Below are 17,100 nucleotides of genomic sequence, written 5' to 3'. Positions count from 1 at the left end.
TTTATCGTGTTTTCTTAATTAATTTATTTGATTAGGTATTTCTCACTTTTACATGATAAAATACGTTCGGCTTGGTTCCGACATGCTCCAAAAGGTGGTACATGCGATCATCCGCAGCCAATCTGGCGATGTCGTCTTCCGCGTGATTCACATCCCCGAAAACGATCGATCCTGAAGAACAAGCAGCCGAACAAGCCGTCTCGAATTCGTTCACATCCACCGGACGTCCCTCTCTCTTGGCGTTCAAGATCGTCGCCTGCGTCATTTGCACGCAGAACGAACATTTTTCCATTACACCTCGCGAACGAACGTTTACGTCAGGATTCAAGACCATACGGCCCAAATCGTCGTTCATATGGAATGGGAATTCCTCGTTGTTGTTGTACAGGAACCAGTTGAAACGACGCACTTTATACGGACAGTTGTTCGCGCAGTAACGTGTTCCGACGCAACGGTTGTACGCCATGTGGTTGTGTCCCTGGCGGGAGTGTGATGTAGCGGCAACCGGACAAACCGTTTCACACGGAGCGTGGTTACAATGCTGACACATTACCGGCTGGAACGCCACTTGTGGATTATCTGCCGGCTCTTCCATCTGGCCGAATCCGCCAAGGGATCCGTTGTCGCCAAACAGTCCGTCGAAATTCTCTTTTTTCTCGTCGTCTTTTGCGAAACTTTCTTCCGAAGAATAGTAACGGTCGATGCGCAACCAGTGCATATCGCGGCTTCTTCTCACTTCCGACTTACCGACTACCGGAACGTTGTTCTCGGCGTGGCAGGCAATGACGCAAGCTCCGCAACCCGTACAGGCGTTAAGGTCGATCGACATATTGAAATGGTGACCCGTGCTTCTGTCGAAAGACTCCCAAAGATCGACTTTGGTAACAGGCGTTTCTTTATGATCAAGGGAAACGACCGGCATCGGATTCCAGACCTTTGCTTCTTCTTTGTTGAAGATGTCAAGCGTGGTTTCCTTGATGATGTCGCCTCGGCCCATCAATGTTTTTTGAGATTGTACGCAAGCGAACTCATGCTCTCCGGATTCCGCAACGATATCGGCACCCTGGACGCTATTGAAAGCATTGTAGAATGAATAAGCGTTCAAACCGACTTGCATTTCTTTCTGCATGGCGGCTTTGCGACCGTATCCGACGGCCATTCCGATCGTACCGACGGCCTGACCCGGCTGAACGATTACCGGAACGTTTTCCATTTTCTTACCTCCGACAGTGATCGTAGCATAACTGCCATTCAAACCGCCATTGGCAACGATTTTATTTTCAAGCCCGAGCTTTTCGGCATCGGCTTTAGAAACGGTAACATAATTATCCCAGGAAACGCGGGTGATAGGATCAGGGAATTCCTGAAGCCATGGATTGTTAGCCTGTTGGCCGTCTCCCATTCCGGTTTTGGTGTAAAGCGTAAGTTCGAATTTACCGGCTGGCTTGGCGGCTGCCAATGCACTTGCAGATGAGCCGAAGCTTCCTGCTCCTCCGGAAACGCCCTGGATCGCATTTACGACAACTCCGTCGTGAACGGCTTTATTCCAGGAAGATCCGACGAGATAAGCAGCCGAATTGGCGCGCAGGTAATCGTAGTAAGATGACTGGCTTCCGTTCAGCGCAAGCAACGCCTCTTCGAACTGTCTTGTGTTGAACAAAGGACGAATCGTCGGCTGGGTAAGCGAATATGTACCTTTCGTGATTTCGACATCTCCCCATGATTCGAGGAAACTCGGTGCGGCAGCTGCAATTTTCGCAACTTGTGCCGTCTCGTCCTCGCGAACCGTAAACGAAACCGAAAGCGGTAATTTTTTCACCGCATCGGCGAAAGCTTTTCCGTCAGGCAACGTATAAACCGGATTTACTCCGCTCATGATAAGCGATGCGATTTTTCCGGAAGTAAGATCAGAAAGGAATGTCTGCATTTTCGCATCTGAACCTTTGCGGATCTGACGGATAGGCGCACCTACGAACGCTTGGGACGCCAAAGCCTGGTTGATTCCAAGAACCACCAATTGCGCGTCTTTGCTATCGATACCGGAAACCACGACGGCGCGCGATCCCGCTTGTTTGATTTGTTGGGCCACTTTCACGACTTCCGCTTTTAGCTTCGCATCGAGAGAAGTAGCATCTCCGGCTCCGGTCACGATATTGTGGATAAGAGCCAAGGCCTGTTTTTGCTGAGTCGGCGTCATCGGGATGCGACGGTCTGCATTCGACCCGGACAACGTCATATTGGCCTCGAACTGGATGTGACGCGACATTTTCCCTTTGCTCGGAATACGTCCTCCGACGTAACCTTGGTCATATCCGCCACCTTGCCAGTCGCCAAGGAAGTCGGCGCCAACAGAAACGATAAGGTCTGCTTTTCCGAAGTCGTAATCGACCAAACCTCTTTCCGCATAAACCTGCTCGAACGCGTCGAGTGCGCTGGAAGATGAAACAGCGTCGTATTGGATATGCTCGGCACCTGGATGCTGAGCCAAAAATTCATTGATTAGTTTTTGTGTAGTCGGGCTCGCGATCGTTCCGGTAAGGACAACCGTTTTACCGCCTTTGGCCAATCCAGCTTTGATTGCCGAATTGACTTCGTCCCAAGATGCGTCTTTACCACCGATTTTAGGCTGCTTCAAACGCATACTGTCGTACATCGACAAGATAGAAGCATGGACACGGGCGTTAGCCGGGAAACGGGCACCCGCAATTTTGTTGTTCTCGATTTTGATCGGACGGCCTTCGCGCGTTTTGATCAAAAGATTGGCGAAATCGAAGCCATCGAAATAAGTCGTGGCATACATGTCCCAAACTCCGGGAACGATTTGCTCAGGCTGGACAACGTAAGGTATGGATTTGTGCACCGGACCTTCGCAAGCCGCCAAAGAAGCCGCAGCCGTGCTGAATCCGACGTATTTCAAGAAGTCGCGTCGCGAAGTCGATGAAGAAGCCAACGCCTCTTTATCGCCCAGGAATTCCTCAACCGGAATTGACTCAACGAACTCGTTACTTTTAAGCGTCTCAACAATAGAACTGTTTTCGTTTAGTTCCTCAACACTTTTCCAGTATTTTTTGTTTGATGACATCGTATATAAAATTTGCTTCTTAGTAATTGATTAATAGTGGCACTTACCGCACTCCAGACCTCCCATTTGAGCGGCCGTCAGCTTGTCGACGCCATATTTCTTGGCCAGCTGCTCGTGGATTTTGGTGTAGTACTCGTTGCCTTCCATTTTCACATTGGTTTCCCGGTGACAGTTGACACACCATCCCATCGTAAGAGGCGAGAACTGCTTCATGAGCTCGAATGTTTGAACCGGACCGTGGCAGGTTTGACATTCAATACCGGCGACAGTAACGTGTTGGGAGTGATTGAAGTAAACGAAATCCGGAAGGTTGTGGATACGGACCCACTTCACAGGACGGGTCTTGCCTGTGTATTTCTGAGCTGTCTTATCCCATCCGACAGCGTCGTAAAGTTTTTGGATCTCTCCGTCGTAGAACGCTTTTGAATGCTCTGCAGTCGCCGTCTTATCGGAAACTTCAGCAATATTCTTGTGGCAATTCATACAGACATTCAGCGAAGGAATTCCGGCATTTTTACTCGTACGCGCCGCAGAGTGGCAATATTTACAATCAATGCCGTTGCTTCCGGCGTGGATCCTGTGCGAGTAGTGGATTGGCTGGATCGGCTCGTATTCCTGGTCGACACCTACCTGCATCGTCCATCCGTAAAAGAAATAACCGGCGGCAAGCAAAAGGAAAATCGAAGTGACAAGCACAAGGAACTGATTGCGCGCAAACGCTACCCAAATTGGCAATGTTTTTTCTCTGACCGCAGGCTCGATACCGTTCTTGGCGGCGATTTTAGTCAAAACGCGGTTCGCCATAACAAGGGCCGCGACCAAAATCAACAACACCACAACAAGAGCACCCAAAATTACGTTATTGGAAATACCGCTGTCAACTCCAGCTGTTCCCGGAGGACCTACGGTACCTGCAGCAGACGGAGTTTCGGCTTTTGGCTGAGAAGTATACGCGATGATGTCGTCGATGTCTTTGTTTGAAAGCTGCGGAAACGGCGTCATCACCTGTCTGTTGTTCTCCTCGAAAAGCTTCACAGCGACAGGATCGCCGGCCTTTATCATAGCAGAACTGTTGTGAATCCAGTCGTACAACCACGTCATGGAATGCTTGTCCCCTACACCGCGAAGCGCAGGACCGGTCGACTTGGCATCCATTTTATGACAAGCCGCACAGTTGGTATTGAACAACGCTTTTCCATTTACCGGATCCCCAGCCCCAGCAGGAGCGGCGGCAGCCTCAGCAGGAGCGGCAGTAGCAGCAGCCGGCGCGGCATCTTGCCCCAAAACAACCGAGGAAGATGTGAGAATCAGCGCTAAACTAAGGAACAAAGTTTTTAGAATCGAATTATGGTTACCCACTTTTTTCATATTGTTAATGATTATCGACTTGAAGTTTTGGCACGCTTTTTACAGCTCGAACCCGCTGTAAAATGGGCACTTCTTTAAAAATTTGAGCAAAAATACGACATATACGGTAGTCTGAAAACCTTAAAATAGTCTTAATAACCAATTTATAATTATTCTAAATAATTTTCCTGAGACCGCTTCAACATTAAGAATTACATTTGTATAAAAATCACGCATTTATGAAAATTGAACTCGCCAAACACCTATTTTTCTCAGTATTCGCCAGTTGTCTTTTGAGCATTTCCACCCAGGCTCAAAACGGTTCGGTAACGGTCTCCCAAGATCCGAAATTCGAACAATTGCTCAACGAAAAACGCCGCATAAATGCTTCGATCACCGTCAACGATAAGTACAAGGTACAGATTTACAACGGCGACAGTGAAAACTCGAAGAAAATACTAGCGGATTTCCGCAAAGATTTCAAGCAACTCGACGCCACCGTTGTATTCAGTACACCGGCTTACAAAGTCTGGGTAGGGAACTTCAAATCGCGAATCGAAGCGGAACGAAATCTTGTCGAGCTTCGAAAAAAATACCCGAATGCGATTATTGTTAAGCCGAATAAATAAGACAATGTCAAGTTGAGGAGCTCCGTAAACCGGGGCTTTTTTTTTGCGATGAAGTCGTGGTGATTAGTTTGGCAAATTATCCACTTAGCAGGTCTTATAGACCTAACAGGTTTAAGACCTAACAGGTTTAAGACCCAACAAATATAGACCTAACAGGCCTGAACCTAGCAGATCAAAAAAACGCTAAAAAGGTTCGCGGACTTCTTCCTCACTACACGTCTCATTAACAACTATGCGCGTGGCGGCTCTCGTGCCCTCCGATGAAACGATCAAAGTGTTACCAACAAAAAAAGCCCGTATGACCGGGCTTTTTTTTTAACTATAAAATTGATTATTTCAACTTCTTCTTAACGGCAACTTCCTGATACGCCTCGATCAAATCGTTGAGTTCAATATCATTGTAGCCTTTGATCTGGATACCGCAATCGTACCCTTTCGAAACTTCTTTGACGTCGTCTTTGAAACGCTTCAAGGCCGTCAGTTCCCCGTCGTGTACCACCACGCCTTCGCGGACGATACGCACTTTCGACGAGCGGAAGATCTTTCCGTCGGTGACCATACATCCGGCGATCGTTCCCACTTTCGAAATCTTGAACAATTCGCGTATTTCGGCGGTTCCTGTGACTTCTTCCTTGATTTCCGGAGAAAGCATCCCTTCCATCGCATCTTTCAAATCATCGATCGCATCATAGATGATCGAGTAGTTTCGGATGTCGATTTCTTCCTTGTCTGCCAATTGCTTGGCTGAAGCGGACGGACGAACGTTAAACCCGATGATGATCGCATCTGAAGCAGAAGCAAGGTTGACGTCAGTTTCCGTAATCGCGCCGACTCCTTTGTGGATGATATTCACCTGGATTTCTTCGGTAGACAATTTCGAGAACGAATCAGAAAGGGCCTCGACCGAACCATCCACGTCACCTTTGATGATGATATTGAGTTCCTTGAACTGACCGAGTGCGATACGACGACCGATCTCGGCAAGCGTAATGTGGCGTTGCGTACGTACTGACTGCTCGCGTTGCAATTGCGTGCGTTTTACGGCAATCTGCTTGGCTTCGCGCTCGTCTTCGAATACGGTGAACTTATCACCTGCTGTCGGCGCCCCGTCGAGTCCGAGAACCGATACCGGCGTCGACGGACCTGCCTCTTTCAGGTTGTGTCCGCGTTCGTCATGCATCGCACGGATTTTACCGTGGTTTTTACCGGCAAGCATGTAATCGCCAATTTTCAATGTTCCGTTTTGGACAAGAATCGTCGCAACGTATCCTTTTCCTTTGTCGAGCTGGGCTTCCACAACGGTTCCGGTAGCCGGGCGATCCGGATTCGCTTTCAGGTCAAGGATTTCAGCTTCGAGCAATACTTTCTCAAGCAATTCCTTGACGCCAAGACCCGTTTTCGCAGAAATATCGTGGGATTGGATTTTTCCTCCCCAATCTTCTACAAGTAAATTCATTCCCGCAAGGCGTTCCTTGATTTTGTCAGGGTTCGCAGTCGGCTTGTCGACCTTGTTGATCGCAAATATGATAGGAACTCCCGCGGCTTGTGCGTGAGAGATCGCTTCTTTTGTTTGTGGCATGATGTCGTCGTCGGCCGCGATCACGATGATGGCGATATCGGTAACCTGGGCACCACGCGCACGCATCGCGGTAAACGCTTCGTGACCTGGTGTATCGAGGAAAGCGATTTTTTGTCCGCCTTCAAGCGTAACGCCGTAAGCTCCGATATGCTGGGTGATTCCACCGGACTCTCCCGCAATCACATTTTCCTTACGGATATAATCGAGCAAAGACGTTTTACCGTGATCGACGTGTCCCATTACGGTCACGATAGGCGCACGGAATACGCGATCTTCTTCGCGATCTTCATCTATCTGGAGGTTTTCTTCGAGATCGGTCGTGATAAATTCCACCTCGTAACCGAATTCGTCGGCAACAATAGTAAGCGTTTCAGCATCAAGACGTTGGTTCATCGTCACCATGATACCGAGTGACATACAGGTTCCGATGACTTTCGTGATCGGTACGTCCATCATGGTTGCAACTTCCCCTACCGTAACGAATTCCGTCACTTTGAGTGTCTTGCTTCCTTCCTCGATCGCTCTTTGCTCGTCGTCTGACTTCTGACGGTGCGTATCTCGCTTGTCGCGACGGTATTTTGCCGCCTTGGACTTCCCGCCTTTACCCTGAAGTTTTTCGAGGGTTTCACGGATTTGGTTTTTAACTTCCTCTTCCGTCGGCTCGACTTTGTTTACGACAGCAGGACGCCCTTTTTGGAATCCGCCGCCAGGACGGTTTTGTCCAGGACCACCCGGACGATTCTGGCCGCCAGGACCGCCACCAGGAGGTCGCTGCCCGCCCGGACCGCCTTGCCCCGCAGGCTTGACGATGCGCTTGCGTTGGCCTTTTGCGTTATTGTTATTGTTCTGACCGGCAGGCGTTTCCTTCTTCTTGCGCTCAAACTGCGTCAAATCGATGGTTTGGCCCGAAAGAACAGGTCCGGAAAGCTTTTGGTATTGCGTCTTGAACGTATCATCTCCCGGCGCCGCTGCGGCAGGCTTCTCCGGAGTTGCCGGAGTTGCTGGAGCCGATGGCGTAGCTGGCGTTGCCGGAACAGCAGGCGCAGCTGCCTCGACCTCCGACTTTTCCGGAGCGACAGGAGCAACCGGAGCTTTTGGCTCGACTGCTGACGGCTCGGAAACAGACGGCTCCACGCTCGGCTTGGCTTCCGCGGCTTTTGGTTCTTCGGCGACGACTGGGGCAGGCTTCTTTTCGAGATCGATGTTACCGACAGTTTTTGGCCCTGTAACCGTTGCTTTCGCACGTATTACCTCCTGCTGTTTGGCGCGCTCTTCGTCAAATTTGCGCTTGTCCTCGATTTCCTTTTCCCTTTCGATGCGAAGCGCTTCTTTCTCCTTGCGTTTCTCCTCTCCTACTTCCTGTGAAGCCACCTTGTTCCCACGGTCACCCGCGAACTGGTTCATCAACAGGCTGTATTCATTCTCGGAAATCTTCGCGTTCGGATTCGAGTCAATGGCAATCCCCTTTTCCTTAAGGTGATCCACTGCGCGGTCCAGAGAAATGTTCAGCTCCCGTAAAACCTTGTTAATTCTTATTGTTCTTTCGTCAGACATAAAATCTTATTAGTTATTAACTGTAGTCGTGTTGTTGTAGTTGTTTGCAGTTAGCTTTCGAACTCGGACTTGAGGATGCGCATCACGTCGAGGATGGTTTCTTCTTCAAGGTCGGTTCTTCTCACCAAGTCCGCTACATCCTGCTTCAACACACTCTTAGCAGTGTCGAGTCCGATCTTAGCGAATTCGTCTATTACCCATGCTTCGATTTCATCTGAGAATTCCGTCAATTCGACATCGTCCTCTTCGTCGGCGACGTTTCCTTCGCGAATCACGTCAAGCTCATAGCCCGTCAGCAACCCGGCCAGCTTGATATTGTGGCCTCCGCGCCCGATGGCTTTGGAAACTTCGTCCAATTTCAGGTAAACCTCCGCTCTTTTTTGCTCTTCATTGATTTTAATCGACGATACTTTAGCCGGGCTCAACGCACGGGTGATGAACAGCTGGATATTGTTCGTATAATTGATTACATCTATGTTCTCGTTGCCCAATTCCCGGACGATTCCGTGGATACGCGACCCTTTCATACCGACGCATGCCCCAACCGGATCGATGCGGTCGTCGTAAGAATCTACGGCAACTTTCGCCTTTTCTCCCGGGATACGGACGACGTTCTTCACCATGATCAAACCGTCGAAAACCTCAGGAATTTCCTGCTCGAACAGCTTCTCAAGAAACTTCTCGCTCGTACGTGACATCACGATTTGCGGTTTGTTTCCTTTGAGTTCGACATTTTCGATGATGCCGCGAACGTTGTCGCCTTTGCGGAAAAAGTCAGATGGGATCTGTTTCTCCTTCGGAAGTACGATCTCATTGCCTTCGTCATCTACCAAAATTACGACTCTTGGACGGACGTGGTGTACTTCGGCAGTATAAATTTCCCCAATCAGGTCTTTAAACTGCTTGTAAAGGTTCGTATTGTCGTGTTCGTGAATCTTCGAGATCAGGTTCTGGCGCAAAGCCAAAATCGCGCGGCGCCCTAAATCGATGAGTTTCACTTCTTCTGAAACTTCCTCACCGATCTCAAAATCCGGCTCTATCTTGCGCGCTTCGGTAAGCGTGATTTCTTCATTTTCGAAATCCAGGTCTTCGTCGGCAACGATGACGCGACGTCTCCATATCTCCATATCGCCTTTGTCAGGGTTGATGATGATGTCAAAATTATCGTCAGATCCGAATTTCTTCTTCAAGGCATTTCTGAACACATCTTCAAGGATGGCCATGAGGGTAACACGGTCAATGAGTTTATCATCCTTAAACTCTGAAAACGAGTCGATTAATGCGAGATTTTCCATACTGTCGTATATTAAAATTTTATTGTAACGGTTGCTTCTTTGATTTCTGAATAATTGATTTCCTGTTTCTTTTGAACAGTCTCTTTTCCTTTTCCGACTTTTTTTGGCTCCCGGGCTTCCCATTCGAGCGTGATGAAATCTTCATTCGCGCCGGTAATTTCGGCTTCGATGGTTTCGGTTGCGGTCTTGACCTTGAGCGTGCGCCCGATGTTCTTTTTGAACTGTCGCACAAGCTTCAGCGGAGACGTAGCCCCGGCCGACGCCACTTCAAGGGCGAAATCCTGCTCTTCCCTGTCGAGGTTGTGTTCAATCGCACGGCTCACGTCAATGCAATCCTGGAGCGTAACGCCATTGTCCCCGTCAAGAGTCACGATAATTTTACCGCTGTCCTGAACGTTTAGATCGATAAGAAAAATCGAAGGTCTTTCTTGAAGTGCCGCATCCAAAAGCTCGGCTACTTTTTCTTTAAATGCCATATAGTTATGAAAAGAGGGGACTCTCGTCCCCTCATTATTTAGTTTTCAATAAATAACGGTGCAAATATAGTTATTTTTTTGTAAATCAAAAATCTGCCTTAACAGTTAAATATTTGTAATTTTATTCTCAGAACAAACAATCATTCCACAATTTTCACACTTTTTCCACATGAAAAAAATTCTCGTGCCTACCGATTTTTCCGATCAGGCGGAATATGCCCTCAAGGTGGCCGCTCAAATCGCCAAAAAACAAAATAGCGAAATCCTGTTGTTGCACATGCTCGAACTGCCGCACGAAGGGAGCGATGCCGCTGTTTCGGGAGCCGACATTCCCGAGATCATTTTCTTTAAGAACCAGGCTATGAGCAAATTCGAGGACTTGCTCGACGCCCCATACCTTGCCGGATTGACGGTCACCGAAACGACACGGTTCGGCAAAGTCTTCGAAGGAATCAATAGCGTAGCTAAAAAAGAAAACGCCGATTTTATCGTCATGGGTTCACACGGCGCCAGCGGTTTCCACGAAATGTTCATCGGCTCGAATGCCGAGAAAGTCGTGAGAAGTTCGGACGTTCCGGTTCTCGTGATCAAAAATGAAATGCCGGAATTCAAGGCCGATAATTTTGTTTTCGCGTCCGACTTTTCCGACGAGATCAAAAAGCCGTTCAAACAGCTGCTCGAACTTGCCGAGCATTTCGGGTCCCACCTGAGCCTGGTTATGATCAACACGCCTAACAGTTTCAAACCGACTCAGGTTGCAGAGAACATCATGAACGACTTCTTGCGCGATGTCCAATACACTAACTATTCGCTTCACATTTACAACGACGTAAACGTTGAGAAAGGGATTTTGAATTTCGCCAATTCCGTCAAGGCGGATTTAATCGGGATGAGTACGCACGGTCGCACCGGTTTTGCGCATTTCTTTAACGGAAGTATCAGCGAAGACTTGGTAAATCACGCGATCCGCCCGGTGGTCACGTTTAAGATCTGATCCGAAATTTTTAAGATTATAAGAAAGCCTTTTGGGAAACCGGGGGCTTTTGCTTTTTAATTCAAAATTGGACAATAGCGAAACCTACAAAATGGCAGAATTAACAATTTCGGCAGTTTTTCTGTACGGGACTATTGAGGGAAAGCGGTAGGTTTACCACGGGTGGGGCCGGGGAAAGGACGTCGCGCCCAATGCAAAAATTACTGCCGAACCAAAATCCATAAAACAAAAAAACCTCCCGATTAAGGGAGGTTTCTTGAAGTTGGTCCACTAGGACTCGAACCTAGAAAGACGGCACCAAAAACCGTAGTGTTACCATTACACCATGGACCAGCTTTGCTATTGCGAGGGCAAATTTACAACAAAAATCAATTTGCGCAAATTTTTTTGATTTTTTTCTACTCAACTGTGACAAGGTTTCCAGAAGGGTGTCTTTTACAGCAAATTAGCGCTTGCGGGCCGTTCGCATTCCGCAGAATTTTTTGTTAAGTGCCCAATCTGTTGGCAAAAAAACAGTTTCTTTGTATCACATTCTAACTTCTGCAAAATGACAGATTTCAACTTCCGCAAGTGGAATACGATCTCCGGATGGATCGCGTTTTCAATTGCTCTATTAGTTTACGTTCTTACGGTTGAACCGACAATGAGCTTCTGGGATTGCGGCGAATACATTGCCACTTCTGCCAATCTCGAAGTTGGCCACCCGCCCGGAGCGCCACTTTTCCAGATGTTGGGCGCTTTTTTCGCGATGTTCGCTCCGGGAGATGAGTACGTAGCGCTGATGGTCAATATGATTTCTGTTTTTTCGAGCGCGTTTACGATCTTGCTTATGTTTTGGTCGTCCTCGATCATACTGCGCAAATTGATCAGCCAATTTTCAGAATGGAATAAAAACAACGCCATCATGGTGCTTTGCGCGTCAATGGTAGGCGCCCTCACTTTTACTTTTACCGACAGTTTCTGGTTTAATGCCGTCGAAGCGGAAGTTTATGCCGCCGCGACCTTCCTTATCGCCCTTTTGCTTTGGCTCGGACTGCGTTGGGAAGAGGACATGCACAATCCGCGTGGCAACAGATGGTTGCTTATCATCTCTCTTGTCGTCGGATTGTCGTTCGGCGTTCACTTCATGGCGATTCTGACGATCCCGTCGATCGGATACCTCTACTATTTCAAAAACTACAAAACGATTACAATCAAGAATTTTATCATCGCGAATATCGTCGTAATTGGTGTTTTGCTTTTCATTTTCCAGCTTTTGCTGCCTTGGTCGCTTGCCTTTTTCGGGAAAACCGAAATCTTTATGGTCAACAGTCTTGGACTGCCGTTCAACTCGGGAACTATTTTCGCCGCGTTGGTGATGATCGCCTTCTTTTACTTCGGACTCACGTACACACGCAAAAAAGGGCTGGCATTCTACAACACTATTGTTTTGTGCCTGCTTTTCATCTTCCTCGGATTTTCAACCTGGATGATGCTTCCGATACGCGCCAACGCCAACACCGTCATCAACGAAAACAAACCGTCCGATGCGGCCGAGCTCCTTGCCTATTTCAACCGCGAACAATATGGAGCGAATCCATTGTTCTACGGCCCGCAATACACGGATATGTTCGCACCGCTTGACGCAGATGAGCCGTATCTCGACAAAAAACCGAATTACGAGCGCGACTACAAATCGGGCAAATACGTAATCACCAACAATTATAAAAACGCCGAGCAGAACAGCGACGACAACCACAAAGCGATACTTCCGCGTCTCTGGAGCACGGATCACGTCGAGAATTACATCAACTTCACCAATCCGCCGGAATTCAAGATTCGTCCGGACATCGACCAATATATAGAAGAAGAGCAAAAACAGGAATTGGTGAGCATCGTGTCCGAATTTCGCCGCGCTCACGCCTCGGGCCAGATCGACGGAGAGGGTTACGTCAAATTCCTCAAGCATTACGGAGAATTCCTTGCGATAGAAAAACCATCGACGGTCGATAACATCGGATTCATGTTCGAATACCAATTCGGATATATGTATTGGAGATACCTGATGTGGAACTTTACCGGTCGCCAAAACGACATTCAAGGGAAATACGACATTCTCGATGGCAACTGGCTCAGCGGAATCTCGTTTGTCGACGAAATGCACATCGGCCCTCAAGACAACTTGACTGACGACGCCAAAAACAACAAAGGACGCAACGTCTATTTTTTCCTGCCGTTCATTTTAGGAATAATCGGGTTGGTTTACCACGCCAACAAGGATCTCAAAAGTTTCTACGTGATGCTGGCCCTGTTCCTGTTTACCGGTTTGGCACTCAAGATCTATCTCAACGAGCGTCCGTTTGAACCTCGCGAGCGTGATTATGCGCTTGTCGGATCGTTCTACGTCTTCGCGATTTGGGTCGGATTCGGCACATATGCGATTTACGAGTGGGCCACGAAAAAACTGGCCGCAAAAATCGCAGTTCCTTTGGTTACTGCGGTTTGCTTGCTGGCTTCGCCTGTTCTCATGGCTTCCCAAAACTGGGACGACCACGACCGATCGAACCGCTACACCGCGATCGCGATGGCCAAAAACTACCTGAATTCGTGTGATAAAAACGCGATTTTGTTCACGATTGGTGACAACGACACGTTTCCGCTTTGGTACGCCCAGGAAATCGAAGGCATCAGACGCGACATCAAGATCATCAACACCAGCCTTTTCATGACCGATTGGTACATCGACCAGTCGAAGATGAAGACGTGGGATTCCGAAGGCGCCCCGATATCGTTTACTCACGATCAATACGTAGGCGATAAATTGGACTATGCCGTTTTCCGTCAGACGACAAAAGAATCGATCGACCTCAAGAGCTTCCTTGACTTCCTCAAACTCGACGATCCGCGTGCGCTTTACGAATTTGAGAACGGTCAGAAATACCACTTCTATCCGACAAACAAAGTCCGTATTCCGGTCGACAAAAATGCCGTCATCGCAAACAATGTCGTGGCTGCGAAATACCACGATTCCATTGTTCCGTTCATCGATATCGAAATCAAAGGCCAGGCCATCTACAAGAATCGAATCATGATGCTCGACATCTTGCAGAACAACAACTGGAAACGTCCGATCTATTTCACGGGAGGCAGCTTTGGCGACGACGATTATCTCTGGATGAAAGATTACCTCCAACTCGACGGCGTCGTTTACAAACTGGTCCCGATGAAAACTTCTCTCGAAAAAGCGCCGAGCATGCTCGATATGGGAAGCATCGACAGCGAAAAAATGTTCAACATCGTGACCAAATGGGATTGGGGCAATGGCGAAAGCACGAGCATTTACCACGATCCTGAGACTCGTAAGAACAGCATTACGTATCGCACCAATATGGCGCGTCTGATGGAACAACTCATCAACGAAGGCAAGAATGCACAGGCCAAGACGATCATTGACCTTGCGCTTGCCAAGATGCCGATGGATTACTACGGCTATTACACCATGGTCGAACCGTTTGCGGGCGGCCTCTACGCGATTGGTGAAAAAGAAAGGGCACGCGAACTTTTGCAGCGCCTTATCGTCAAATACCAACAGGAGCTCACCTTCTACAAAGGTTTGAGAAACGCCGAACAAGGCTTGATTGCCGTCGATATCGTAAGTGCCATAGAACGCTATCGCAGCTTGCTCATCGTGATGAAAGATCGCGGCGACGTCGAGCTATACGAGAAGAACAAAGGCGTCTTTAACCAATACAACGAGAAGTTCAAGCTTTTCGGACGAGATCCTGAATAATAAAATGCGGCTTTCGGGCCGCTTTTTTTATATCTTATTCCCATGAAATTTTACTGGATAAAGACCAACCGTTTCATCAAAATGTTGTTTCCGAACTTCATCTGGAGCATCCCATCTGGAAGCAAAAAAGTCTATTTGACCTTTGACGACGGGCCCATCCCGGAAATCACGGATTTTGTGCTCGATCAATTATCTGGATTCAACGCGAAAGCGACATTTTTCTGCATTGGCGACAACATCCGCAAGAATCCGGATATCTTCAGGAAAATCCTGGATCAGGGCCATGCATTCGGCAACCACACGTTCCATCATCTGAACGGATGGAGAACACCGCTGCCGGAATACCTCGATAACATCCGGTTATGCCAGGACGAGATCGACGCTCTTGCAACCGATACTGCGCGACTCATGCGTCCGCCTTACGCAAAGGTTTCCGCTTCCCAATCGAGAAAAATCCGGGAAATGGGCTATAAAATTGTGATGTGGGATGTGCTGAGCGCCGATTTCGACTTACGCATAACACCCGAAAAGTGTCTTGAAAACGTGTTGAAAAACGTCAGGCCGGGAAGCATCGTGATTTTTCACGACAGCCAAAAAGCATTCGGAAACCTGAAATACGCGCTTCCGGAAACTTTGAAATATTTGAAGAAAAATGGGTACGAATGCGACGCGATACGTTAGATCTGGTCTTGCACCAATCCAATGATCGTGTTGGCATCGAGCTCTCCCGACTGCCTCCAGACCATTTGCCCGCTTTTGTAGATCATCAGCGTCGGCAAGCCTTTGATGCGCAATGCGTCGGCAAGCTCCTGGTTTTTGTCGACATCGATCTTGATGACTTTTGCCTTGTCGCCCAAAGCAGCGGCGACATCCCGTATGACAGGGTGCATCGAAACGGACTGCTCGTTCCATTCTGTATAGAAGTCGATCAGGACCGGAACAGGCGCGTTAATCAGTTCGCCAAATTTTGACATAGTCTTAGAATTTTAACCATTCCTCTACAAATATAGGACTTTTAACAAATTACGCTAATTTTGGCCCCTTTTTTAGTTCAATGACCGTAATTTCTGGCCAAATGCCTACCCGGCCGGGATAAGCGTGGAACCCGAAGCCGCGGTTGACGTAAATATAGCGCTCGAGATGCTCATACAAGCCCGCCCATTGCTTGTACACATATTCCACAGGGCTCCACTTTATGAAACCCGGAATTTCGATACCGAACTGCAGGCCATGCGTATGACCAGAAAGCGTAAGGTGGAAATTTTTAGGATGATTCTTGACTTCCAGATCCCAGTGCGACGGATCGTGCGACATCAGGATTTTGAAATCGTCTTTCGTCAACCCTTGCGATGCCTTGTTGAGATCGCCCGCCTGCTTGAAGCCGCGTCCCCAATTCTCCACACCTACGAGCGCGAGCCGCTGTCCGTCTTTTTCGATGAATTTATGTTCGTTGAGCATCAGGTCGAAATCGATTTGTCCGTAAAGGTTTTTAATCGCTTCGAAATTATCGGATTTTGCCTTTTCACTGTCCCAATCGATGTATTCGCCATAATCGTGATTGCCCAAAACCGAATATTTCCCGTAGCGGTACGGTTTGATTCTCCTGAACGTGTCGATCCACGGAAACATTTCCTTGGCGTGAGTGTTGACGATGTCGCCTGTGAACAAGCACATATCGGATTCCTGTTCGTTGATCAGGTCGATGGCGTAGCTGATTTTCTCAGGATCGTCGAAGCTCCCGCTGTGCACGTCCGATATCTGCGTAATCTTAAAACCGTCGAAGGCATCGGGCAAATCCGGGAAGAAAATGCGTTGGCGAATCACCTTAAAGTTGTATTTGCCCCAAGTCATGCCGTACGCGAGCGACAAAAACGGGATGGCGGCGATCCCGAGCGCGATCGTACTGACGAACTTTCTCCTGTCTGGTAAAAAATCTCCTTCACGGCTTTTGGTAGCCATGTTGAGCAGTCCGGCCGAAAGCCTGTAAACATCCTCGCCGAACATAAAAACCGTCAGTAATATCTTGGGAATGTAGACAATCAGCAGCAATCCGAAAGTAAACAGCGTGAGACGCGTTTGCCCGACGGCCCTGTCGAATTGTGTGAACTGATACACGATGTAAATGATCGCGAACAGTGAAATCAACTGATAGCCGACTAAAATCCACCTGACTTTTGTAACCGTCTTAAGGGCTTGATAAGCGTAGGTTTCGACAATAATCACAAAAATGGCGAAGAAAATCCAGCGAAGCATTGAAAAAATTTTCCGCAAATTACTACAGTGCGGGTTCCGATATGGCAATCGTTTAAGAAAAATTAACGTATGACCTTAAATTCCCGGTTTCGCGCTTCCTGGCTTCTCTGGCGTAACTCCTG

11 protein-coding genes and 1 tRNA gene are annotated in these 17,100 nt (G+C 48.2%); 4 read left to right on the top strand and 8 right to left on the bottom strand.

What is annotated here, in order from left to right:
* Positions 1-31: 31 nt before the first annotated feature.
* Together HC229_RS07560 and HC229_RS07555 are read right to left on the bottom strand one after the other, a co-directional pair.
* Positions 32-3,082, bottom strand: coding sequence for a TAT-variant-translocated molybdopterin oxidoreductase (locus tag HC229_RS07560; protein ID WP_191019856.1), 3,051 nt, complete (start codon positions 3,080-3,082; stop codon positions 32-34).
* Between the two features lie 30 nt (positions 3,083-3,112).
* A complete protein-coding gene (locus HC229_RS07555; protein WP_191019855.1) occupies positions 3,113-4,450 on the bottom strand; it encodes a c-type cytochrome in 1,338 nt (445 codons plus the stop codon).
* Positions 4,451-4,668: 218 nt separating this feature from the next.
* On the opposite strand from HC229_RS07555, the gene HC229_RS07550 reads away from it, so the two are divergent.
* Positions 4,669-5,058, top strand: a complete 390-nt coding sequence (locus HC229_RS07550; protein ID WP_191019854.1) for an SPOR domain-containing protein — start codon at positions 4,669-4,671, stop codon at positions 5,056-5,058.
* A 331-nt stretch (positions 5,059-5,389) separates the two neighbouring features.
* Here HC229_RS07550 and infB read toward each other — a convergent pair whose 3' ends face one another.
* Genes infB through rimP form a run of 3 tightly spaced genes read right to left on the bottom strand, consistent with a single transcriptional unit; the run spans position 5,390 to position 9,962 of the window.
* Positions 5,390-8,191 carry a translation initiation factor IF-2 gene (gene infB, locus HC229_RS07545; RefSeq protein WP_191019853.1) on the bottom strand — a complete coding sequence of 934 codons (2,802 nt, stop codon included), beginning with the start codon at positions 8,189-8,191 and terminating at the stop codon, positions 5,390-5,392.
* Positions 8,192-8,241: 50 nt separating this feature from the next.
* The gene (gene nusA / locus HC229_RS07540; RefSeq protein ID WP_191019852.1) at positions 8,242-9,486 is read right to left on the bottom strand and encodes a transcription termination factor NusA; all 1,245 of its coding nucleotides are present in this window, start codon (positions 9,484-9,486) and stop codon (positions 8,242-8,244) included.
* 11 nt (positions 9,487-9,497) lie between these two features.
* Positions 9,498-9,962 carry a ribosome assembly cofactor RimP gene (gene rimP / locus HC229_RS07535; RefSeq protein WP_191019851.1) on the bottom strand — a complete coding sequence of 155 codons (465 nt, stop codon included), beginning with the start codon at positions 9,960-9,962 and terminating at the stop codon, positions 9,498-9,500.
* 169 nt (positions 9,963-10,131) lie between these two features.
* Between rimP and HC229_RS07530 the strand changes: the two genes are divergently transcribed.
* A complete protein-coding gene (locus HC229_RS07530; RefSeq protein ID WP_191019850.1) occupies positions 10,132-10,956 on the top strand; it encodes a universal stress protein in 825 nt (274 codons plus the stop codon).
* Positions 10,957-11,218: 262 nt separating this feature from the next.
* On the opposite strand, the gene HC229_RS07525 is transcribed toward HC229_RS07530, so the two are convergent.
* Positions 11,219-11,289 (bottom strand) — tRNA-Gln (locus HC229_RS07525).
* 214 nt (positions 11,290-11,503) lie between these two features.
* Here HC229_RS07525 and HC229_RS07520 point away from each other — a divergent pair.
* Positions 11,504-14,725: a protein O-mannosyl-transferase family gene (locus HC229_RS07520; RefSeq protein ID WP_191019849.1), complete on the top strand. Its 3,222-nt coding sequence runs from the start codon at positions 11,504-11,506 to the stop codon at positions 14,723-14,725.
* A 42-nt stretch (positions 14,726-14,767) separates the two neighbouring features.
* Positions 14,768-15,406 (top strand): polysaccharide deacetylase family protein, encoded by a 639-nt coding sequence (locus HC229_RS07515; protein ID WP_191019848.1) that lies wholly within the window; start codon positions 14,768-14,770, stop codon positions 15,404-15,406.
* Here HC229_RS07515 and HC229_RS07510 read toward each other — a convergent pair.
* Both HC229_RS07510 and HC229_RS07505 read right to left on the bottom strand, forming a co-directional pair.
* Complete coding sequence (locus HC229_RS07510) at positions 15,403-15,699, bottom strand: thioredoxin family protein (protein ID WP_191019847.1); 297 nt, start codon at positions 15,697-15,699, stop codon at positions 15,403-15,405. The two genes, HC229_RS07515 and HC229_RS07510, sit on opposite strands and share 4 nt — an antisense overlap.
* A 49-nt stretch (positions 15,700-15,748) precedes the next feature.
* Positions 15,749-16,978: a metallophosphoesterase gene (locus tag HC229_RS07505; RefSeq protein ID WP_191019846.1), complete on the bottom strand. Its 1,230-nt coding sequence runs from the start codon at positions 16,976-16,978 to the stop codon at positions 15,749-15,751.
* Positions 16,979-17,100 lie beyond the last annotated feature (122 nt).

The sequence above is a fragment of the Flavobacterium selenitireducens genome (assembly GCF_014748335.1).
GTDB lineage: Bacteria > Bacteroidota > Bacteroidia > Flavobacteriales > Flavobacteriaceae > Flavobacterium > Flavobacterium selenitireducens.
The sequence above is the reverse complement of the archived record's forward strand: the minus strand, read 5'-3'. Positions and strand labels throughout refer to the sequence as shown.

What these genes read in the sequence shown, in the direction of transcription:
- HC229_RS07560 (WP_191019856.1), bottom strand. Translation starts at nt 3,082, where the DNA reads ATGTCATCAAACAAAAAATACTGGAAAAGTGTTGAGGAACTAAACGAA.
- HC229_RS07555 (WP_191019855.1), bottom strand. Translation starts at nt 4,450, where the DNA reads ATGAAAAAAGTGGGTAACCATAATTCGATTCTAAAAACTTTGTTCCTT.
- HC229_RS07550 (WP_191019854.1), top strand. Translation starts at nt 4,669, where the DNA reads ATGAAAATTGAACTCGCCAAACACCTATTTTTCTCAGTATTCGCCAGT.
- infB (WP_191019853.1), bottom strand. Translation starts at nt 8,191, where the DNA reads ATGTCTGACGAAAGAACAATAAGAATTAACAAGGTTTTACGGGAGCTG.
- nusA (WP_191019852.1), bottom strand. Translation starts at nt 9,486, where the DNA reads ATGGAAAATCTCGCATTAATCGACTCGTTTTCAGAGTTTAAGGATGAT.
- rimP (WP_191019851.1), bottom strand. Translation starts at nt 9,962, where the DNA reads ATGGCATTTAAAGAAAAAGTAGCCGAGCTTTTGGATGCGGCACTTCAA.
- HC229_RS07530 (WP_191019850.1), top strand. Translation starts at nt 10,132, where the DNA reads ATGAAAAAAATTCTCGTGCCTACCGATTTTTCCGATCAGGCGGAATAT.
- HC229_RS07520 (WP_191019849.1), top strand. Translation starts at nt 11,504, where the DNA reads ATGACAGATTTCAACTTCCGCAAGTGGAATACGATCTCCGGATGGATC.
- HC229_RS07515 (WP_191019848.1), top strand. Translation starts at nt 14,768, where the DNA reads ATGAAATTTTACTGGATAAAGACCAACCGTTTCATCAAAATGTTGTTT.
- HC229_RS07510 (WP_191019847.1), bottom strand. Translation starts at nt 15,699, where the DNA reads ATGTCAAAATTTGGCGAACTGATTAACGCGCCTGTTCCGGTCCTGATC.
- HC229_RS07505 (WP_191019846.1), bottom strand. Translation starts at nt 16,978, where the DNA reads ATGCTTCGCTGGATTTTCTTCGCCATTTTTGTGATTATTGTCGAAACC.